Source organism: Fulvivirga sp., from assembly GCF_040218215.1.
In the GTDB taxonomy this organism is placed as follows: Bacteria; Bacteroidota; Bacteroidia; order Cytophagales; family Cyclobacteriaceae; genus Fulvivirga.
This window is the reverse complement of the sequence record NZ_JAVJQL010000014.1, coordinates 101491-122349: the sequence shown is the minus strand read 5'-3', so window position 1 is coordinate 122349 and position 20859 is coordinate 101491. Positions and strand designations below refer to the sequence as shown.

Below are 20859 nucleotides of genomic sequence, written 5' to 3'. Positions count from 1 at the left end.
AAATATTTAAAGACGAGGAAGAAGTGATGTTTAATAAAATAAAATCTAAATCTATTGGAGTATTACTTGTACTTCTAATTTTGGTTTCTGCATGTAACCAGGAAAAACAACCTATCAAAGTCGATGCAAATAAAATGCATGAAACGATGCAGCATCTAACCGATGTTATTGTGCATGATATCTTTTCCCCGCCAGTTGCCAGTCGTATCTATACCTACCCGAGCGTGGGTGCTTACGAGATTTTAGCAGCTAAGGACTCTTCATATAAGTCGCTTGCTGGTCAGCTCAACGGGCTTACACCTATACCTCCGGTTCCGGATAATGTCAATCATGAAATAGCAGCAATTCAGACAATGTTGCTACTGGGTAAAACTTTGATCTTCTCTGAAGATAAAATGGATGAATTCATCAATGAGTGGCATGCCGAATTAGAAGCTCAGGGATGGTCAGGAGAAGGCAAGGAAGCTACACTGGCATATGCTGATGCAGTTAAAAAACACATATTGGACTGGGCTGATAAGGATAACTATAAACAAACCAGAACTTTTGAAAAGTTTACTGTTAAAGAAGACGTTTCAAGATGGCAGCCAACGCCCCCAGCTTATATTGAAGCGATCGAGCCGCATTGGAGCAAGATTCGAACTTTCGTCATTGATTCTGCATCCCAGTTTACCCCTGAGCCTCCCACAGAGTTTAGCATAGATGAAAATAGCCAGTTTTTCAAAGAGGTAAAACAAGTGTATGATGTAAAACAAAGTTTAACACCAGAACAATCTGAAATAGCTAGTTTTTGGGATTGTAATCCATATGTAATGAATGTTCATGGGCACGTGATGTTTGCCACTAAAAAGGTGACTCCAGGTGGTCACTGGATCGGGATTGTTAAAACAGTGTGTAAACAAACAGATGCCAGCCTTATGAAAAGTGCCAGTGCTTACGTATTGACTTCATTGGCTTTGGTTGATGGTTTTATAAGCTGCTGGGATGAAAAATACCGAAGCAATTTAATCCGGCCAGAAACGGTAATTAATAAATATATAGATGAAGAGTGGACGCCACTTTTGCAAACACCTCCATTTCCAGAATATACAAGTGGGCATAGTGTGATTTCAGGTGCTGCAGGTGTAGCACTCACCTCAATTTTTGGTGAGCCTTTTCATTTTGTTGATTCTACAGAAGTGAAATACGGCCTTACTGCCAGGGAGTTTAACTCATTTAAAGAAGCTTCTGACGAAGCAGCTATTAGTAGGCTTTATGGTGGGATACACTATATGCCAGCCATTGAAAACGGGGTTACTCAAGGTCGTAGCTTAGGTAAGTTCATTGTCGATAATGTCAAGTTAAAAGAAGAAGAATGAGAAAATTAGGGGTGTTTTGCCTGCTTCTTTTATTTGCTGCTTGTCAGGAAGTAAAAGAAACATCAGTAGTTTCAATAAATGACTTTTATCAGTCAGAGTTATTCAAAGAAGTACAACTAACCAATGTATTTCCTGATGGCAAAACATTCGTAGATTGTTCTCCAAACAAACCTTATGGAGAAATAATAGCCTCCTATGAGCAAGAAAAGGTAAAGGAAGGATTTAACCTTTCTGAGTTTGTAAAAGCTAATTTTGACATGCCTTATCAGCCAAAGACTGATTTTGTGTCTGATACTTCAAAGTCTATGGTGAGTCATATTAACTCACTTTGGCCGGTACTCACGAGGCAACCAGATGAAGTTGTGGAGGGGAATTCATTAATGCCATTATCAAATTCATATATTGTTCCTGGGGGGCGATTTAGAGAAATTTATTATTGGGATAGCTATTTTACGATTGAAGGCTTAATGGATGCAGGTTTAGATTCTATGGCTGTCAATATGCTGGATAATTTCTCTCATCTTATAGACTCCATTGGATTTATACCAAACGGTAACAGGGCTTACTATAATGGCAGGTCGCAACCCCCATTTTACTCTGTAATATTAGCCAGGCTTTATTCTGAGAATAGGGATAAGTACCTGTCATATTTGCCACAATTGGTAAAGGAATATGAATTCTGGATGAATGGTGAAGCAGATGTAGCCAATGGAAGTGCCTTTAGTAGAGTTGTTAAACTTGAGGACGGAACTATATTCAATAGGTATTATGATAACAATGATGGGCCACGCCCAGAGTCCTACAAAGAAGACTATGAACTTGTGCATGAAAATGGCCTTGAAGCGGAAGCAACATACAAGCACCTACGGGCTGGTGCCGAGTCAGGTTGGGATTTTAGCAGTAGGTGGTTTGCCGATGGTAAGAACATTAAGACAATTCAAACCACCAATATTATTCCAGTTGATTTAAATTCTTTAATGTATCATCTGGAGTTGAAAATAGCTCAAGGTTACAACTGGAATGAACAACTTGATAGCGCAGATTATTACCTTGAAAGGGCCGCAAATAGAAAGGAAGCTATTAATAAATACCTTTGGGATGAAGAAATTGGTTTTTTTATTGACTATAATTTCATTGACAAAAAGGCAACAGGCGTACTTTCCCTCGCTGCAGCTTACCCTTTGTTTTTTAGCATAGCGTCCAAGAAGCAGGCTAAGAGAACCTCACAGAGGCTGACCGAAGATTTCTTAAAGGAGGGAGGCTTTGTGACAACACTTAATAATACTGGCCAGCAATGGGATTATCCAAATGGTTGGGCACCACTTCAGTGGATCACTGTAAATGGCATGTTTAACTATGAATACAATAAAGAAGGCCTTGATGCCATGAAAAAATGGCTGAACAGAAATCAGCAGGTTTATAAATCGACCGGTAAGATGATGGAGAAGTATAATGTTGTTGACACTGACCTGCTAGCAGGTGGGGGTGAATATCCATTGCAGGATGGTTTTGGGTGGAGCAACGGAGTAGCTTTATCGTTCCAATCAATTCTTGAAAGGCAGAAAATTGTAATGCCTGAGTTAGCTCAATAGCAATCGTTTACAAGTACTTGTGATTGCCCTTTACTTTCTATGAAAATGAAGGTATAATGCGTATTATTATTGGTGCATTTTAAGGCACGGATAATTTAATTAACAATCATTAATACCATTTAATCTGTTGTACATATGTCAATTTATCTGGGTGAGTTTTTAGGCACAATGATCCTTATGCTATTTGGGTCTGGAGTGGTTGCATCTATTTTGTTGAAAGAGTCAAAAGCCTATGATGCCGGCTGGCTTGTAGTAGTGTTGGCATGGGGGTTGGCAGTTACATTAGCTATTTATGCTGTTGGCGGAATAAGTGGAGCACATATCAACCCTGCCGTAACGCTGGGTTTGGCATTTGTCGGTGATTTTGAATGGTACAAAGTTCCCGGATATATTGTAGCTCAGGTGTTAGGCGCAGCAGTAGGGTCTTCTCTTGTTTGGATACACTACCTGCCACACTGGTCTAAAACTGCAGATCAGGGTGCTAAACTGGCCGTTTTCTGTACAAGCCCCGCTATAAGGTCATATCCTTCCAACTTTATAAGTGAAATGCTTGGCACCACTGCCTTAACAATGTCCTTATCATATATCGGTGCTAACAATTTTACTGAAGGTCTCAATCCCTTAGTAGTAGGAGCGCTAATAGTAGCAATAGGGCTTGGCTTAGGAGCAACCACTGGGTTTGCAATAAACCCTGCCCGTGACTTTGGGCCGAGGTTAGCTCATTTCTTGTTGCCAATAGCGGGTAAAGGAGGCTCTGATTGGGCCTATTCATGGGTGCCAGTATTCGGGCCTATTTTAGGGGGAATATTGGGTGCTGTATTATATAAGTGCCTGTTCTTAAATGAATTTTCAATTGGCTATGGTATAGTAATCGCACTTTGTGTGGTTGCAGTAATTATTGCTATAGTAAAAAACAAAACTTCTAATGAGTAAATATATTATAGCCATAGATCAGGGCACTACCAGTTCAAGGGCCGTTTTGTTTGATTCAAATGCAAAAATGGTGGCTATGGAGCAGCAAGAGTTTAAACAATACTTTCCAAAATCCGGATGGGTAGAGCATGACCCAGAAGAGATATGGTCTTCACAAAGCAAAGTTTTGACAGATCTTATTGAAAATAATCATATCAATGCCACAGACATAGCAGCAATTGGTATTACCAATCAGCGAGAGACGACAATTGTTTGGGATAAAAACTCTGGAAAGGCAGTATACAAAGCAATAGTTTGGCAAGACAAGCGAACATCAGCATTCTGTGATAAACTGAAAGAAGAGGGCTATGAGTCATACGTTTCTGACAATACCGGACTAGTGTTGGACTCTTACTTCTCTGGTACTAAAGTCAATTGGATTTTAAATAATGTAGATGGCGCAAAGGAAAATGCAGCTAATGGAGATCTGAAGTTTGGTACCGTAGATTCCTGGCTGGTGTGGAAGTTGACCAATGGCAAGCAGCATGTTACAGACTGTACAAACGCCAGTAGAACTTTAATGTATAACATCAAGTCTCTGGAATGGGATGAAAAGCTTTTGGAGATGCTTTATGTTCCTGCTTCGATGCTGCCGGAAGTAAAACAATCAGCTGACCATTTTGGAGATTGGGAATACAAGGGAGTGAAAATTCCAATTCATGGTATCGCTGGCGATCAGCAGGCAGCATTATTCGGCCAGACTTGCCTGGACCCAGGTATGGCGAAAAACACCTACGGCACGGGATGTTTTATGTTGATGAATACAGGCAATGAAGTTTGTAAATCCGAAAACGGATTATTGAGCACTATAGCCTATGGTATTGATGGAGAAATAATATATGCACTCGAAGGGAGTGTTTTTATAGCTGGCGCAGTGGTTCAATGGCTTCGCGATGGACTGGGCATCATAGGGTCTGCTGGAGAAACCGAAGCCATGGCTGAAAGTGTGGCTGATAACGATGATGTTATTATGGTGCCAGCCTTTACAGGTCTTGGTGCACCTTATTGGGATCAATATTCACGTGGTGCCATCTTCGGGTTAACCAGGGATACCAAACCCGCACATTTGGCGAAAGCCGCTATAGAGTCGATGGCATACCAAACCAAAGATATATTGGATGCTATGCAAAAGGATAGTGGCATAACCCTGGAAGAACTGAAAGTTGATGGCGGAGCAGTTACCAATAACTATTTAATGCAGTTTCAGGCTGATTTGTTAGGTGTAGGTGTTGTCAGGCCTGCTTTTACAGAATCTACGGCATTAGGTGCGGCCCTTTTGGCAGGCTATGGCGTTAAATTATTTGATAAAACTAAACTTCAATCCATTCAGGATGTTGATAAAGTATATCAGCCAAATTGGTCTGAAGAAAAAAGGAAGAACAGATATGCCCAATGGCAGAATGCTGTAAAACGAACACTTAACTGGCTAGATAAAGAATAATGAATTTATTCGATGCACGAAATAGAAAAGTACTAATTAATCATTTAACATCTGACAAATATGACCTCATCATTATTGGTGGGGGTATTACTGGGGCGGGTATTGCCTTAGACGCTGTGTCCAGAGGATTAAAAGTAGCCTTAGTTGAAAAAAGTGATTTTGCTTCGGGCACCAGCAGTAAATCAACTAAACTCATACACGGGGGCTTAAGGTACTTGAAGCAATTTGAAATAGCATTGGTGCGCGAAGTTGGGCATGAGCGGGCAATTGTACATCGTTTAGCTCCTCATCTGGTTAAATCCGAAAGGATGCTGCTTCCTTTGATTAAAGATGGTACATACGGCAAAATCATGACCTCCGTGGGGTTGATGGTTTATGATGTCCTTGCTGGTGTCGAGAAAGTGGATCAGCGTAAAATGCTTACTAAAGAGGAGACAATGGAGAAGGAGCCATTGCTTCATGATGAGCTAATTGAAGGTGGAGGTATTTATGCTGAGTATCGAACGGATGATGCCAGACTTACAATTGAAGTGCTTAAAACGGCCGTACAGAGAGGTGCTCATATCATAAACTACGTTGAGGCGACTGATTTTATTTATGATGAAGAAGGAAAGGTAAAAGGCATCGATTGTATTGATCATCTTACAAACCAGGCATTTGAATGCAATGCCTCCTTTACTATTAGTGCAGCTGGTCCATGGGTAGATAAACTAAGAGCGAAGAATAAGTCCTTGTTTGGAAAAAAACTTCATCCTACCAAAGGGGTGCATATTGTACTGCCTCATGAGAAATTTCCAGTGAAGCAATCTGTCTATTTCGATGTGCCTGACGGCAGGATGATTTTTGCTATCCCCAGAGATCGTGTTACCTATATTGGCACCACAGACACAGACTATTTTGGTGACTTAGATGATGTGCGTACTGAAAAGAAGGACGTTCAGTATTTAATTGATGGGGTCAAACATATCTTTCCTGATGTTGAGTTGAAAATTGAAGATGTAGAATCCAGCTGGGCTGGTCTTAGACCTTTGATTGAAGAAGAAGGCAAGTCAGCATCGCAGTTATCCAGGAAGGATGAGATTTTTGAGTCACAAAGTGGCTTACTGTCTATTGCAGGAGGTAAGCTGACGGGTTACAGGAAAATGGCGGAGAGGATAATCGATAAGCTTAGTAAAAGACTCTCTGAGAAAGACCATCGTATTATTGGCCCATGTATAACGGAAAGCCTTGTACTTACAGGAGGTGTTTTTAAAAACGCCAAAGAAGTGAGAACATATGAATCCTCGATTAAGGAAAAGGTAGTTGCCAAGGGGCTTGATCCATATTATGCTGAATATTTGGTGGGTAATTATGGAAAGCAAACGGATGAAATACTGACAATTGCAGATTCAATTGCTGAAAAAGATGCTGAAGTAGACCTGGCACTTGCGGAGTTGCAATGGGCCATTGAAAATGAATCCGTTCACTCTGTGCTGGACTTTTTTGAAAGAAGGACAGGCAGGTTATTTTTTAATATTAATACCATAGGAAAGTTGAAGGAGCCTGTTTTGAATCATCTATATAAAACCTTTAGTTGGGATGAATCCAGGATAATGCAGGAGAAACAATGGTTAGACAAGGAATTGGAAGTGGCTAGTGAATTCACGTAATTAGGCATCACTTAAAGTATACAGTTTATGAGCACAGAAAATTATCTATGGGGTATTGACCTTGGAGGAACGAAGATTGAAGGGGTTATTATAGATCGAAATGATTTCAATAAAATAATCTTCAGAAATAGGATTGATACCGAAGGTGATAAAGGTTATGACCATGTGCTTTCAAGAATAAAGGTGCTTGTTGACTTGATGGAAAAGGAAACAGGTGCGCAGTGCGAAGTATTAGGCATTGGCACACCTGGTGCTATTGATCCTCACACAGGGCTGCTTAAGAATAGTAACTCAACCAGCCTTAATCATAAACCTTTTTTAGAGGACTTGATCAATATACTAGAGAAGGAAGTAGTCATTGCCAATGACGCTAATTGCTTTGCCCTGGCTGAAGCCAAACTAGGTAGCGTTCTGGAAATAGCGCCAAATGCCGAAGTTGTTTTTGGTGTTATTATGGGTACAGGTGTTGGAGGCGGTATAGTGGTGAATGGTAAAGTTGTTAAAGGTTTTCAAGGCATCGCTGGCGAGTGGGGGCATAATTTTTTAGATGCTTCGGGTGGGCCGTGTTATTGTGGTAAATCTGGTTGCGTAGAAACTATACTTTCAGGACCATCCCTTGAGCGATTTTATGAGTCGGTAAGTGGGTCTAGGAAGAAACTTAAAAATATCGTGGCAGACCTTTCTACTGATAAATATGCTAAGGAAACAATGGATCGGTTACATCATTTTTTTGGGTTGGGCATATCCACAATCATTAACATGCTAGATCCGGAGGTGATAGTTATTGGTGGTGGCGTAGGCAATATTTTAAGTATTTACTCGGACGGAGTGGAAAAGGCCAAAGAGTTTACTTTTAATACACGTTTTGATACTCACATCGTTGCTCCTAAACTTGGTGACAGTGCGGGCGTATTTGGCGCGGCACTTCTTACACTTTAGATATATTTATGGTCTTAAAAAACTCATCTTTCCATAGCGCAAGGAGTTAAGCATTTTTTGCTTTTTCAATCTCTCAACTATTGCGTAAAAATATGCGCAATATCAATGAAAAATATTTTCATTCATTGAATTCATTTCAATCGATTGCGCCAATAGAATTGCCATTTTTACTTGAAATTCAGTACAAATTCATGGTTATTGCATTGTTATCTTCATTAATTTTAGCAAAAAAATAACCTTGACTTAATGAGTAAAGAGATTAATAATATTGCAGTTTTTACCTCTGGAGGAGACGCTCCCGGAATGAATGCGGCAATTAGAGCAGTGGTAAGAACAAGCATTTTTTACAATAAGAAGATATTTGGTATTTACCGCGGATATGAGGGGATGATAGAAGGTGATATTGAGGAATTGGATGCGCGTTCAGTTGGCAATATTATTCAAAGAGGTGGCACTATTCTGAAATCAGCCAGAAGTGACGAATTTAGAACAAAAGAAGGTCGTCAGAAAGCTTACGAAAACCTTAAGGAAAAGGGTATAGATGCCCTTGTAGCTATTGGTGGTGATGGAACATTTACAGGCCTTCATAATTTCTATTTAGAACATAAAATGCCTGTTATTTGTATTCCGGGAACCATTGATAATGATTTGCCAGGTACTGATTTTACTATAGGGTATGATACAGCCACCAATACTGTTGTAGATGCTGTAGATAAAATTAGAGATACAGCACTTTCTCATAACAGATTGTTTTTTATCGAAGTGATGGGCAGAGACTCTGGTTATATTGCCATTAACTCAGGGATAGCCGGAGGAGCTGCTGCGATCATTATACCTGAAGACGAAATGACAATTGATGAGTTGGTAGCCAAGCTGGACAAGGGTGTGGAAAGCAAAAAGAGCTCTAGTCTTGTTGTAGTTGCCGAAGGAGGAAAATTGGGCAACGCTCTTCAAATTGCGGAAGAGGTTCACAAACGTTTTCCATATTATGACACCAAAGTGACCATTTTGGGCCATTTACAGCGCGGAGGGTCACCCACTTATTTTGATCGTGTATTGGCCAGTAAAATGGGTGTGTATGCTGTGGAAGGAATAATGGCGGGCAAAACAGATGTGATGGTTGGTATTCAAAATGGCATTACAGTTTACAATGATTTCGAATCTACTATGGTTAAAAACCATGAAATAGAACCCGAAGCATTAAGAATCTCTAAGATACTTTCAATTTAATGGTACTAGTTGGCATCAGCGGATCGAGCAAATGCGACTGGCAGCTCATTGAAGATGAAAAAACAATAGGTTTTTTTAGCACTGGCGGGCTCAATCCTATCTTTCATAGTGAAGAAGAGATATATCAACTTTTCACTTCTATTCCAGAGCTTAATAATAAGCACATGGAAGTTGCGTATATCTACAGTGCTGGCTGTGGTAGCAAAAACTTTCAGAATGTTATTTCAAGAGCTTTTACAAGGGCATTTCCTAAAAGCCAGTATTATGTAAACCATGATATTGTGGCATCTGCGCTGGCTACTTATGAAGGTGTGGGCTCAATATCTTGCATACTTGGCACAGGTTCTAACGCCTGTTATTTTGATGGGGATATTGTAAGACAGGAAACTCCGGCATTAGATTATGTTTTGGGAGACGAAGGGGGGGGCTCAAGTTACGGACGTCAACTACTTCATGCCTACTTATATAAAACACTGCCGAAAGATCTGGACGCAGCTTTTACAGAGCAATTTCACCTTACCAAAGATGAGATTCTCGAAAACGTTTATATGAAGCCATACCCTAATGTTTATTTGGCCTCATTTATGAAATTCATTCAAGAGCACAAAGAACACCCTTATTTCATAGAAATGATAACAAGGGGTATGGGCGAATTTATGGATTTATATATAACAAAATTTAGCAAGTATGAATCGGTGAAGACACATTTTACTGGTTCTATCGCTTATTTCTTTTCAGATATTCTGAAAGAAGTAGCCAAAGGGAAGGGTATTGAAGTTGGTAAAATAATAAAAGAACCAATTAACGATTTGGTTCAATATCATTTAAACAAAAGATATAATTTGTCATGATCGAGTTAATAGTGGGTATAGACATAGGAGGGACATCTACGAAATTCGGTTTGGTAGATTTAGATGGAAAGGTTCTTTTTCAATCGAAAATACCAACCCAAACCCATGAAGATTTTAGAGACTTTATCAAAGACCTTTCTGACTCAATAAAAGCCGGAGTCGAAAAAGTTGGGAGCAACGGAAAAATTATAGGGATAGGCATAGGGGCTCCAAATGCTAATTATTATCGAGGTACAATAGAACATGCGCCAAACCTTAACTGGAAGGGGGTTATTCCTATTGTAGACATTATAAGAGAAGATTTTAATGTGCCTGTTTTAGTTACAAATGATGCCAATGCTGCCGCCATGGGTGAGATGATCTATGGCAATGCTAAAAATATGAATGATTTTATCGTGATCACTTTAGGTACTGGTTTAGGCGCAGGCATTGTTTGCAACGGAAAACTGGTTCATGGTCATGATGGCTTTGCAGCAGAGTTAGGTCATGTAATTATAAATCCAAGAGGAAGGCAGTGTGGGTGTGGTAGAAGAGGATGCCTGGAAACTTATGTTTCAGCAACCGGTATAAAAAGAACTGTTTATAAGATGTTGGCAGATCATTTGGAGGAAAGCGAACTTAGGGGTATAAGCTTCCATGACTTAACGACTAAAATGATAGCGGAATCGGCCTTAAGGGGAGATTTAGTCGCTAAAGATGCCTTTGAATATACCGGGCAGGTGCTTGGCGCTAAAATGGCTGATACTGTTGCTCACACAGACCCTGAGGCTATATTTTTATTTGGAGGACTTTCTTTGGCTGGAGATTTAATTTTCTCACCTACACGAAAATATTTGGAAGAAGCCCTGATGCCTATCTACAAGGGCAAAGTGCAGGTGTTGCCTTCTGGTCTGCAAAATCAAAGTGCTCCAATACTTGGAGCCAGTAGCTTAATCATTGATTATTTAAATTCTGAGGAAGCGGTAGTAAGATAAATATGTTTTAAGCGTATGGCAATCATTCAATTATTGAGGTAATTTTATTACTTTTAATATTTAGAGCTTAATTATCTTATTTAAATCGATTTCCTTGAGAAATATTAAACTTGAGCACTTTCAAAATTTAGTGTCGGTGGCCTATGCGGATGGACATTTTGAAGAAGAAGAAAGGGAGTTTTTGGAAGAGCGTGCTGAGGAACTTGGTTTGCCAGCAGAAGATGTTGCCAGGATATTGAAAAACCCAACAGAGTTGGATTTTGTTGTCCCTGATGATATGGATGATAGGGAGGAACAACTGGCTGATGTAGTGTTTATGTCAATGGTAGATGGAGATATTCAAGATAAGGAATATGATCTTTGCTTAAACATCGCAGAGCGGCTTGAGTTGAAGAAAAGTGACCTTGATGAGGTTATAGCTCTGACCAGGCGTTTGTGGAAAACATAATATTAATTTGATTATATGATTGGTTTTTTTGAACATCAATATCTTTCTTTTAAGAAAAATCACCTTAAAAATCTTATTTCCTTAGCTAAGGCTGACGGTCACCTGCATCCTGATGAGGAAAAGCTCATCTACAAAATTGGTGATAAATATGGTTTGAAGGATCGGCAAATTGCAAGCCTCTTAAGAAGCAATAAGAAGAACGATCTTCATATTCCGGACAATCATGATGAAAAAATGGATCAGTTGTATGATGTTATTATGATGGTCTATGCCGATGGTATTGTAGAGGACTCTGAAATTGAATTTTGCAACGATCTGGTTGATCAGTTTGGCTACAAGCAAGAAATAGTACGCTGGCTAATTAATCTTTTTGATGAAGGTAAAATCCCAACACAACCAGAATGGGACGAATTAAAAAAAGAGGCCGAAACAACGTTTCTAGCCTCTTAAATCTGTTTTATCCTTTATTGTCTTTTCTTTCTTAGAATAGGTTTATTCCGAAGAAGGTACCAAGTACAGTAAGTACGAAAAGTGTTCCTAATACGATTGGAGCAAGGTAGCTTACTGCGAAATTCAAATACTTCTGAATGAATGATCCTTTGTATCCTGGTGCTCCTTTAGCAAGTTCGTCATCCAGGTTAGCTTTCTTCCAAATGTGGCCAGCAAAGAATGCTATTAAGCAGCCACCAAGGGGCAACAAAGTATCATTAGCCACGTGACCAACGAACGATAAGAAGTCGGTGGCACTTTCTGCACCCACATAAGTAATGAAGTTTGAGAAATATTCAGAATAGCCATTTCCTAATAAAGAAGGGATTCCTATTAGGTAAATAAGTCCTGCAACAAGCCAAACCGCCTTGCTTCTTTTAATGTTTTTCTCATCAACAATATACGATACTGGTACTTCCAATAATGACACTGTAGATGTAAGTGCTGCAAAGCATAACAATATAAAGAAGGTTGTACCTACAACAGCACCTAATGTTCCGCCAATTGTACCGAAGATTTGAGGAAGTGTAACGAATATTAACCCGGGTCCACGTCCAACATCTGTCATAGCGCCTTCAGTCATGTAACCAATAAGCGGGAAGATCATTAAACCAGCTATTAAAGCTATACCAACATCAGTAAGCGTTATGAGAGCTGCAGATGTTACTATATTGTCATCTTTACCAACATAACTTCCATAGGTAATCAAAGCCCCCATTCCTAAAGAAAGTGAGAAGAAAGCCTGTCCCATGGCGTTATAAATAACCCTTCCATTGAGTTCGGAAAAATCGGGCACTAAATAGAATTTAACGCCAGCCATAGCGTTTTCAAGCGTCAAGGAATAGATAACAAGGGAAACGATTAGGAATAGGAGTGTTGGCATTAACAGCTTTGCAGCTTTCTCAATACCACCAGATATACCTTTTGAAACAACATATGCTGTGGTTGCCATAAAGACTAAACCATATGCACCCACTTTAAATACATCAACTATGAACTCGCTAAAGTGATTGGCAATATCAAAATTACCAACGGCCATTTCAAAGATGTAACCAAATGCCCAACCGGCAATTACATTATAAAATGAAAGGATCAGGACTCCACAAAGGATGCCCATCTTTCCAACAATATTCCATTTTTTGAATCCGAGGTAGTCGAAAGCACCAACGGCATTTTTTTGACTTTTTCTACCAATGGCTATTTCAGTAACCATAACGGGGAAGCAGAGGATGAAACAAAATAAAAGATAGATAACTACAAATGCAGCACCACCACCTTGTCCAACTTCATAGGGGAACCCCCAAATATTTCCTAACCCAACTGCAGAACCTGCTGCAGCCATAATGAATCCAAGCTTACTCGAAAAGCCTCCTCTATTAGCCATAATTTAATAAAAATTTAACAGGCTGTAAATATGTATAAATTTTTCAGGATAAGAAAAGGAATATCCACATCAGGTACATTGACTGCTACATTTAATTTAATCGGTACTTCCTTTTATCGGTTTATTATTTTTTGTGGCCAATTTGAAGAGTTTATCTACAGTAAGACCTTGCACAACTATTGAAAATAAAACGACACAATATGTCATTGTTATGATGATATCTACAGTTTTGGCATCAATTAAAAAACCATGATTTTCCTTATACAGGGATAACGCCAGCGCAACAGAAATTCCTCCGCGCAGACCACTCCATGTTAGTATTCTAATGGTATATTTTGGGAAGTGCCTTTTGATTCTCATTATGGAAAGAGGTACGCCAACTCCCAATAATCTCGCTAATAGCACAGCTACTATGGCAATGCCTGCTGCGTAGAAGTAATCCATTTCATAGTTTATAACTATTATTTGAAGCCCGATTAGAATAAAAAGTATTGCATTCATGGCTTCATCCATTAAATGCCAGAATTTATATACGTACTCACCAGCAGCATCTTCATCTACTTTGGCAATACGACCTTTTCTTCCAACAAACAACCCCATTACGACCATTGCAAGTGGGCCTGATACGTGCAAAAAATCAGCAACACTGGCACCGCCAAGAACCATAGATAGGGTAACCAATACTTCAATTTCGGTATGTTCATTATCAATGATTTTTAAAAGACGCAGACCAATATATCCTAACAAAGCTCCCAGGGCTATTCCACCTATCACTTCAATCCCGAAAAGTTTAACAACTTCTATCGCTTCAAAATTTTCAACACCACCAGCAGCAACGCCTAAAATTGAAAGAAATACAACAACGCCTATGCCATCATTGAATAAAGATTCACCTGCTATTTGAGATTCTAAATTTTCTGACACTACCGTTTTTTTGATCATTGCCAGCACTGCAATTGGATCGGTAGGGGAGATTAAAGCCCCAAAAAGTAAGCAATAGATAAAATCCATTGGCAGGCCTAAATATGGCAAAGTCAAGTACATGGCTCCTCCTACAATAAATGTAGAAATAAGTACTCCTACAGTAGCAAGAATTAATATCGGCCATTTCTCTTCACCAAGCTTATTGAGGTTAACATCCAGTGCCCCTGCAAAAAGCAAGAAACTAAGCATGACCTGAAAGAGCACTTTAGAGAAATCATACTCAGTCATTAGGTTGGTAGCCAGCTTGTTAAGCATACTAAAAACATATTCGCCTCCGATAATAAATAGGGAAAGACAGAGTGCCAGTAGCATTAAGCCTATTGTAGAAGGAAGTTTTAGGTATTTCACATTGATCAATGTGAAAAAGGCTGCCATGATAATAAGTAGGGTAATGAAATCTAAAACTTCCATACTAAGACAAGTGGTTTAAAAAAGTGAGTTTATAACTGGAAAAGATAGAAAAGAATGGTTTTAATAAAAAGCAATGCTGTCTTTTAATTAACTATAAATCAATGTCGAAAATATATGCAAAAGACAATTGAAAACTTATACATTTGAACAGGTAAACACATTAGCTTAAAACGGTGTTATTATATCAGCTATGAATGAACTCCGCAAACTAACAATAAAGGAAAAAGCTCTTCAGATCAATTTAAGGAGAGATATTTACGGATCATTTGCAGAGATAGGAGCGGGTCAGGATGTGGCGGCCAATTTCTTTAAAGCTGGAGGAGCATCTGGCACAGTGGCCAAAACCATGTCAGCCTATGATATGAGTTTTAGTGACGCCATCTATGGAATGAGTGATAGATATGTTTGCGAACCCAGGCTACTAAAGATGCTTGAACATGAGTACAGCCTATTGCTTGAGCGTTTGCCTCATTTAGCCGATAACACCACTTTTTTTGCCTTTGCTGACACTTTAGAAGCTCTGAATTACGAGCGTACCAATAAACCTCATGGCTGGATAGGTCTTAGATTTCAAACCAAGCCGGGTGGGGATTATAATGAGTGTATCCTTCACATAAAGATGCGCGACAATGACGCACTTCTGCAGCAACAGGCGGTTGGCATAGTGGGTGTAAATCTGATTTTTGGTTGTTTCTTTATTACTGACCCAGAGGAGTTGCTTGTTTCATTGGTTGATGGACTTGCACCTGGTAGAATAGGCATTGACATGTTCAGGTTAAATGGGCCTGATTTCGCTCATGTTGACAACCGGTTGATGAGTTTAAAGTTGGTGAAGAATGGCCTTACAAGAGCGGCTATGTTTGGCCCTAATGCGGATGTGCTGCAGCCATCTGAAGCACTTTATAAGAAAAATGTACTGGTGTTAAGAGGAAGGTTCAGGCCTGTAACTCATGTAAATGTTGATATGCTGCTTACAGCAAGAAGGCATTTTAAGCGTGAACCAGATGTTGATAAATCCAAGATAGTTGTGCTTACCGAGATTACCCTTAATGACCTTAGGGCCGATGGGGAAATTGATGATGTTGATTTCTTAGCACGGGTTGATATTATCTGTGCGTTGGGTCAAAATGTAATGATTTCAAATTATCCCGAGTATTATAAGCTGGTGGATTATTTATCGGCTATTACCAGAGGACGTAAGATTGGTATTATCTTGGGTATTTATAATCTTCAGCGTGTTTTTGAAGAGAAGTATTACACGGATTTAAGAGGGGGCGTGTTAGAAGCTTTTGGAGCTTTGTTCGGTATTAATGTGAAGTTATATGTATATCCCGCATTAAAAGCCAACTCTAAAGAAGTTTATACTTTAGATAATTTTGAGCTTCCTGAGAATTTAAGAGGCCTTTTTGAGTTCTTGATTCAAAATAATAAACTGGAGAATATTAAGGGTGCCAACATGGATAACCTTGATATTATATCAGACAATGTTTTGGCTATGATTAAGGCAGGTGAATCTGGTTGGGAAGATAAAATACCTCGCCAGGTGGCACAAGCCATTATTCAGGATTGCCTATTTGGATATCCATGCGCACCAGAACAGAGAGAGGAAAAAATTAAAAAGCTGGCTTTAAAAAAATGATTCACTTGAGTCTGCCGCTTCTTCTATAAGTTCTTCAGACTTTTCTTTTCCTAAATAGTTGTCAATAAGATAATGAGCTATGTAAAGCAATGGGGTCAACACCAGTGCTATTACAAACTTATAGATGTAGTTTATAATTCCCACTGAAATAACCTGGGCAACTGTCCATTGCCCATCAGCAGGAGCCAGTAGATAAAAAGCTATAAAGAGCACCACAAAACTATCCACCAGTTGTGAAACCAGCGTTGATCCTGTAGCTCTTATCCATAAATGTTTGTTGCCAGTGATTTTACGGAGTTTGTGGAAAACATATACATCCAACAATTGCCCCACCAGAAAGGCTACCAATGAGCCAATGATAATGTATGAGCCTTGTAGTAATACTTTGTTAAAGGCATAGGAGATATCAAAGTCCCTGCCTTGAGCGTCAGTACTATTAATGTCTAGCCAAAATTGAGCAGGTTCTAGCTTTGTAACAACTACTAAAACAATAAAAGCAAAGGCAATAAAAATAACCGTTAGGTAACTGATTTTTTTCACCCCTTGTTTGCCAAAATATTCATTGATGATATCTGTGGTAATGAATACCACAGGCCAAAGCACCACACCTGCAGTTAAATTAAAATCCAACACCCAGTCACCCAGCAAATTGATCTGTGCCGGGTTGAACCCTAGGGATGATTCCAACGAAAATATCTTAAAGCCAATGAGTTCGGCCAATAGGGCATTGGTGAGAAAAATACCCGCCAGCACTATGAAGAGGTTGGTTTTTTTGTCTATAGTATTTTTCATAGTTTATTCACTAAGTGATATGGTTTCTCCTTCCACAGAAAGTATAGCGTTTTCAAACACCTCTTGAGTTTCCTTTATAAAAGGAGTAAGGTCTTTATATCTTGCAGAGTAATGCCCTATGATCAGTTGCTTTACTTCAGCTTTTTTGGCAATTGCTCCCGCCTGGTGCGTTGTGCTATGAAAGGTTAGTTCAGCCCATGGGTATTTGTCTGCTAGAAATGTAGCTTCATGATACAATAAGTCAACACCTTTTATATAGGGAACTATGCTCTCATCATATAAGGTGTCTGAACAGAAAGCATAAGACCGCGACCTTCTTGGAGGCAAAGTATATTCGCTATTCTTATAGATTAAATTGCCATCTTCATCATAAACGTCTTCACCTTTTTTTAAAAGTGCAATATGTGCCAATGAAATTTTTTCAGGAAGCATTTCTTTAGACAGCCTTAGAGGTTTGGGTTTTTCCTTGAAGAGAAAACCACTACAAGGTATTCTATGGCTTAGAGGAAAAGAGGTTATTTCTAAAGTATCATCCTCAAAGAGCAGTTCTGGTTTTTCAGCTTTAAGTTCCCTGAAATTTATTTTATAGTTTAATCTGCTGTCAGAATACTTTAGTTGGGTGACTATAATCTCCTTAAGACCTTTCTGACCATAAATATTGAGGTCTTTAGTGCGTTTTAAAAGGTGCATGGTGTAAACAAGACCCATTAATCCCAGATAATGATCACCGTGCAGGTGGCTTATGAAAATGTGGTTTATTCGCTGAACTTTGGCTTTGTATATATTGAGTCTTTCCTGAGTTCCTTCGCCACAATCTATCAAAAAATGGTGTCCTCCAATATTTAGATATTGGGCGGTATGGTGCCTGCCATAGGCAGGCGTTGCCGAATTGGAGCCGAGTATTGTTAAATTAAAAGGCAACTATTCTACCTCAAATGTCATCTTCACCATCTTGAAGCTCGTTCTCAATCTCGTTCATAAACACTGCATCTACACCTTCTTCAACGGTAGGTAAAATATTAAGAACACTGTCCAATTGAGAAATCTTTATCAATTTAGTAGTGTGGTCTGACAAGCAAGCGAGAATGAAAATACCACCTTTTTCCTGTACCACTCTGTTGCCAACAAGAAGGGCACTCAGACCAGATGAATCTGTATATTTTACTTCTGAAAGGTCAAGAATAATATTTTTAACTCCTTCGGCATGTATTGTGATCAATTCTGATTTTAAACCCGGGGCTATACTCGAGTCTAATTTTTCTTCATGCAATTTAAGTAGGCTATATTTCTCTTGTTTGTCTATAGTATATTTCATTATCTGTTTTTGTTTTCTTGGTGGAAACCTTAATTCTATTTTAAGGCCGCGATAATATTGCTTTCTATTCTTTTTTCTATGTTGCTGTAGTCCTGTTTATTAAAAGGCTCACCAGATACTTTCTCGTAAAGTTCAAGATACCTATCTGAAATTGATTTTACAACTGATTCAGTCATTTCGGGTACCTTTTGTCCATCTTTACCCTGAAACCCGTTTTCTATTAACCATTGACGGACAAACTCCTTTGAGAGTTGTTTCTGTGGCTCATTTTTTTGCTGTCTTTCTTTATATCCTTCCTTATAGAAGTATCGTGACGAATCTGGAGTATGAACCTCATCTATTAAATAAATTTCACCGTCAATTTTACCAAACTCATACTTAGTATCTACCAGTATAAGATCTTGTTTGTCGGCAAGCTCGGTGCCCCGGGCAAATAGTTGCTGCGTGTACTTTTCAAGCACCTCATAATCTGCAGCATTCACTTGGTTTTGCTTTAGAATTTCCTCCTTGGAAATATCTTCATCATGACCTTCATGGGCTTTTGTTGTAGGTGTAATAATAGGAGCAGGCAGCTTGTCATTTTCCTTTAGTCCCTCTGGTAATGCTACACCACAGACTTCTCTTTTACCACTTTTATATTCTCTCCAGGCATGCCCTGCCAGGTAGCCCCTTATAACCATTTCTACAGGAAAAGGCTCGCATAAGTGACCTATGGCCACATTAGGATCAGGAGTGGCTTCCAGCCAATTAGGGCAAATGTCTTTAGTTGCCAATAAATTTTTAGCAGCTATCTGGTTGAGAACCTGCCCTTTAAATGGGATGGCTTCTGGTAAGATTACATCAAATGCAGAGATTCTGTCAGTGGCAACCATGGCCATTTTATCTCCGAAGTAGTAAACGTCCCTTACTTTTCCGCTGTAAAATTTTGTCTGATTGGGGAAGGAAAAATTTGTTCCTTTTAGTGCTTTCATAGATCGTGGGCAAATTTAATTCAGCGGGGCATGATATGAAATACAATTTTGTTTTTTATATCATCTAGTTGCCTTCAGTTTTATCTTCTTCTGGCGGCACTATCGTTTCTGTCAGTTTTCCGGCTTTATAAACTTCAGTCAAAATCAGTTTTCCGGTCTCGTCATACTGGTTCCAGTTTCCAACCTTTCTATTACCGACATACTCACCAGTTTCTATAATGGTGCCCTTCTTACTCAGCTTTTTGAAAGTACCATGTTGTTTGTCACTTCTAAATGGTGTAATGGATTCTATTTCTCCTGTTTCGTAATAAGTGGTAGAATTTCCGAAACGATAATCGTACTTGTATTCAACTTGCCTTTGAATTTTTCCGCTTTTATAATAGTGGGTCAATTGCCCGTTTAGCCTACCCAAGTCATAATTCTCACTTTTGATTTTGTATCCTTCATCATCAAAGTATATCCATTCGCCATGAGGGTTGTCGCCCGAAAAGGATTCTGTTTTGGATTTGATGCCGGCCTGGGTATAGTATGTTATTGATTTGTTGCTGCCATCTTTTGAGGTTGTTACTTCCCTTTCTTTGTTTCCATTTTCATAATACTGAATGTTGGTGCCGGCAAATTTTCCTTCTTCATAAAAATACTTATGCTTCAAAGTTCCGGAAGGGTAGTAGCCCAGATTTTCTCCATCAAGCTTTCCGTTTTTGTAAGTGCCAGTTAACAATAGGTTGCCCAGAGAGTCGTAATTCTCAAACTTTCCAGTTTGTGTTCCTGAATCCATGGAAGAAGTAGTTTCAATTTTCCCATTAGGAAAATAGGTTTTGTAATAGCCGTTGAGCACGCCATTCAGATAGTTACCTTCAGTATTTAATACCCCATTTTCATAGTAGGTCTTGGTAATTCCCGTTTGGTTTCCATCTTCATAATGAATTTCCCTTTTTACCTGCCCGCTCTCATAATATTCATAAAGCAAACCCTCGGGCTTATCATTTTTAAAATACCCTTCAGTTCTTTTCTTCCCATTATCAAAGAATAAATTAAGGCTGTCAGCGAGTTTGTTATTTTCAAAATAGGCAGATTGAAGTAATATTCCTTGTTCATTGTAAACCTTCACAGGCCCTTGTTTGTTACCATTGTCAAAGTTGATCTCCCGCTGAAGCTTGCCACTTTCATAATATTCTTTAAATAAACCACTTTTATAACCGTTTTTAAACGAGCCTTCCGTAGCCACATTTCCATTGAGGTGATATTTGATGTATTTTCCGTTAAGGCTGGATTCATCACCAGTTAGTGTTTCATACTTCTCTTTTAGAATAGTTTGCTCCTCATCATAGAAGGTGTAAACCATTTGCTGAGCACATAAGCTCAAGGAAAGGAATGTCAATGCAAGAAGGAGAAGTGATTTCATAGGTCAAAAATAAAA

At 39.0% G+C, this 20859-nt stretch carries 19 protein-coding genes; 12 read left to right on the top strand and 7 right to left on the bottom strand.

Annotated elements, in window-relative coordinates:
• Nucleotides 1-26: 26 nt before the first annotated feature.
• The 11 genes from RIB54_RS09260 to RIB54_RS09210 all read left to right on the top strand — a co-directional run bounded on the left by RIB54_RS09260 (nucleotide 27) and on the right by RIB54_RS09210 (nucleotide 11904).
• Nucleotides 27-1358 carry a vanadium-dependent haloperoxidase gene (locus RIB54_RS09260; protein ID WP_350100639.1) on the top strand — a complete coding sequence of 444 codons (1332 nt, stop codon included), beginning with the start codon at nucleotides 27-29 and terminating at the stop codon, nucleotides 1356-1358.
• Nucleotides 1355-2950, top strand: coding sequence for an alpha,alpha-trehalase TreF (gene treF / locus RIB54_RS09255; protein ID WP_350100638.1), 1596 nt, complete (start codon nucleotides 1355-1357; stop codon nucleotides 2948-2950). The genes RIB54_RS09260 and treF overlap by 4 nt, the downstream gene beginning before the upstream one ends.
• A 135-nt stretch (nucleotides 2951-3085) precedes the next feature.
• Nucleotides 3086-3883, top strand: coding sequence for an MIP/aquaporin family protein (locus RIB54_RS09250; protein WP_350100637.1), 798 nt, complete (start codon nucleotides 3086-3088; stop codon nucleotides 3881-3883).
• Nucleotides 3876-5363 carry a glycerol kinase GlpK gene (gene glpK, locus RIB54_RS09245; RefSeq protein WP_350100635.1) on the top strand — a complete coding sequence of 496 codons (1488 nt, stop codon included), beginning with the start codon at nucleotides 3876-3878 and terminating at the stop codon, nucleotides 5361-5363. The genes RIB54_RS09250 and glpK overlap by 8 nt, the downstream gene beginning before the upstream one ends.
• A complete protein-coding gene (locus RIB54_RS09240; protein ID WP_350100634.1) occupies nucleotides 5363-7012 on the top strand; it encodes a glycerol-3-phosphate dehydrogenase/oxidase in 1650 nt (549 codons plus the stop codon). The genes glpK and RIB54_RS09240 overlap by 1 nt, the downstream gene beginning before the upstream one ends.
• Nucleotides 7013-7039: 27 nt before the next feature.
• Complete coding sequence (locus RIB54_RS09235) at nucleotides 7040-7951, top strand: ROK family protein (RefSeq protein WP_350100633.1); 912 nt, start codon at nucleotides 7040-7042, stop codon at nucleotides 7949-7951.
• 246 nt (nucleotides 7952-8197) lie between these two features.
• A complete protein-coding gene (gene pfkA / locus RIB54_RS09230) occupies nucleotides 8198-9181 on the top strand; it encodes a 6-phosphofructokinase (RefSeq protein WP_350066000.1) in 984 nt (327 codons plus the stop codon).
• Nucleotides 9181-10032 carry a hypothetical protein gene (locus tag RIB54_RS09225; RefSeq protein WP_350100632.1) on the top strand — a complete coding sequence of 284 codons (852 nt, stop codon included), beginning with the start codon at nucleotides 9181-9183 and terminating at the stop codon, nucleotides 10030-10032. The genes pfkA and RIB54_RS09225 overlap by 1 nt, the downstream gene beginning before the upstream one ends.
• On the top strand, nucleotides 10029-11006 hold the full coding sequence (locus RIB54_RS09220) for an ROK family protein (protein ID WP_350100630.1): 978 nt from the start codon (nucleotides 10029-10031) through the stop codon (nucleotides 11004-11006). The genes RIB54_RS09225 and RIB54_RS09220 overlap by 4 nt, the downstream gene beginning before the upstream one ends.
• A gap of 94 nt (nucleotides 11007-11100) precedes the next feature.
• Nucleotides 11101-11454 (top strand): TerB family tellurite resistance protein, encoded by a 354-nt coding sequence (locus RIB54_RS09215; protein ID WP_350066006.1) that lies wholly within the window; start codon nucleotides 11101-11103, stop codon nucleotides 11452-11454.
• Between the two features lie 15 nt (nucleotides 11455-11469).
• Nucleotides 11470-11904 carry a tellurite resistance TerB family protein gene (locus RIB54_RS09210; protein ID WP_350066008.1) on the top strand — a complete coding sequence of 145 codons (435 nt, stop codon included), beginning with the start codon at nucleotides 11470-11472 and terminating at the stop codon, nucleotides 11902-11904.
• A 31-nt stretch (nucleotides 11905-11935) separates the two neighbouring features.
• On the opposite strand, the gene RIB54_RS09205 is transcribed toward RIB54_RS09210, so the two are convergent.
• Nucleotides 11936-13327, bottom strand: coding sequence for a sodium-dependent transporter (locus RIB54_RS09205; RefSeq protein WP_350066009.1), 1392 nt, complete (start codon nucleotides 13325-13327; stop codon nucleotides 11936-11938).
• 96 nt (nucleotides 13328-13423) lie between these two features.
• Nucleotides 13424-14722 (bottom strand): cation:proton antiporter, encoded by a 1299-nt coding sequence (locus tag RIB54_RS09200; protein WP_350100629.1) that lies wholly within the window; start codon nucleotides 14720-14722, stop codon nucleotides 13424-13426.
• A 190-nt stretch (nucleotides 14723-14912) separates the two neighbouring features.
• On the opposite strand from RIB54_RS09200, the gene RIB54_RS09195 reads away from it, so the two are divergent.
• Nucleotides 14913-16361 (top strand): TonB-dependent receptor, encoded by a 1449-nt coding sequence (locus RIB54_RS09195; protein ID WP_350100628.1) that lies wholly within the window; start codon nucleotides 14913-14915, stop codon nucleotides 16359-16361.
• Here RIB54_RS09195 and RIB54_RS09190 read toward each other — a convergent pair.
• From RIB54_RS09190 to RIB54_RS09170, 5 genes are all read right to left on the bottom strand, one after another.
• Entirely contained in the window at nucleotides 16350-17153 is an 804-nt protein-coding gene (locus tag RIB54_RS09190) for a queuosine precursor transporter (RefSeq protein WP_350066015.1), read from the bottom strand. The genes RIB54_RS09195 and RIB54_RS09190 overlap by 12 nt on opposite strands.
• A gap of 3 nt (nucleotides 17154-17156) precedes the next feature.
• Nucleotides 17157-18074: a ribonuclease Z gene (locus RIB54_RS09185; RefSeq protein WP_350100627.1), complete on the bottom strand. Its 918-nt coding sequence runs from the start codon at nucleotides 18072-18074 to the stop codon at nucleotides 17157-17159.
• 10 nt (nucleotides 18075-18084) lie between these two features.
• Nucleotides 18085-18468: an STAS domain-containing protein gene (locus tag RIB54_RS09180; protein WP_350066019.1), complete on the bottom strand. Its 384-nt coding sequence runs from the start codon at nucleotides 18466-18468 to the stop codon at nucleotides 18085-18087.
• Nucleotides 18469-18503: 35 nt separating this feature from the next.
• The gene (locus RIB54_RS09175; protein ID WP_350100626.1) at nucleotides 18504-19439 is read right to left on the bottom strand and encodes a phosphoribosylaminoimidazolesuccinocarboxamide synthase; all 936 of its coding nucleotides are present in this window, start codon (nucleotides 19437-19439) and stop codon (nucleotides 18504-18506) included.
• A 64-nt stretch (nucleotides 19440-19503) separates the two neighbouring features.
• Nucleotides 19504-20844, bottom strand: coding sequence for a toxin-antitoxin system YwqK family antitoxin (locus RIB54_RS09170; RefSeq protein ID WP_350100624.1), 1341 nt, complete (start codon nucleotides 20842-20844; stop codon nucleotides 19504-19506).
• Nucleotides 20845-20859 lie beyond the last annotated feature (15 nt).

Coding starts and splice junctions, on each gene's coding strand:
- glpK (WP_350100635.1), top strand. CDS start 3,876: ATGAGTAAATATATTATAGCCATAGATCAGGGCACTACCAGTTCAAGG.
- RIB54_RS09235 (WP_350100633.1), top strand. CDS start 7,040: ATGAGCACAGAAAATTATCTATGGGGTATTGACCTTGGAGGAACGAAG.
- treF (WP_350100638.1), top strand. CDS start 1,355: ATGAGAAAATTAGGGGTGTTTTGCCTGCTTCTTTTATTTGCTGCTTGT.
- RIB54_RS09210 (WP_350066008.1), top strand. CDS start 11,470: ATGATTGGTTTTTTTGAACATCAATATCTTTCTTTTAAGAAAAATCAC.
- RIB54_RS09220 (WP_350100630.1), top strand. CDS start 10,029: ATGATCGAGTTAATAGTGGGTATAGACATAGGAGGGACATCTACGAAA.
- RIB54_RS09205 (WP_350066009.1), bottom strand. CDS start 13,327: ATGGCTAATAGAGGAGGCTTTTCGAGTAAGCTTGGATTCATTATGGCT.
- RIB54_RS09175 (WP_350100626.1), bottom strand. CDS start 19,439: ATGAAAGCACTAAAAGGAACAAATTTTTCCTTCCCCAATCAGACAAAA.
- RIB54_RS09200 (WP_350100629.1), bottom strand. CDS start 14,722: ATGGAAGTTTTAGATTTCATTACCCTACTTATTATCATGGCAGCCTTT.
- RIB54_RS09170 (WP_350100624.1), bottom strand. CDS start 20,844: ATGAAATCACTTCTCCTTCTTGCATTGACATTCCTTTCCTTGAGCTTA.
- RIB54_RS09190 (WP_350066015.1), bottom strand. CDS start 17,153: ATGAAAAATACTATAGACAAAAAAACCAACCTCTTCATAGTGCTGGCG.
- RIB54_RS09180 (WP_350066019.1), bottom strand. CDS start 18,468: ATGAAATATACTATAGACAAACAAGAGAAATATAGCCTACTTAAATTG.
- pfkA (WP_350066000.1), top strand. CDS start 8,198: ATGAGTAAAGAGATTAATAATATTGCAGTTTTTACCTCTGGAGGAGAC.
- RIB54_RS09250 (WP_350100637.1), top strand. CDS start 3,086: ATGTCAATTTATCTGGGTGAGTTTTTAGGCACAATGATCCTTATGCTA.
- RIB54_RS09260 (WP_350100639.1), top strand. CDS start 27: ATGTTTAATAAAATAAAATCTAAATCTATTGGAGTATTACTTGTACTT.
- RIB54_RS09240 (WP_350100634.1), top strand. CDS start 5,363: ATGAATTTATTCGATGCACGAAATAGAAAAGTACTAATTAATCATTTA.
- RIB54_RS09225 (WP_350100632.1), top strand. CDS start 9,181: ATGGTACTAGTTGGCATCAGCGGATCGAGCAAATGCGACTGGCAGCTC.
- RIB54_RS09195 (WP_350100628.1), top strand. CDS start 14,913: ATGAATGAACTCCGCAAACTAACAATAAAGGAAAAAGCTCTTCAGATC.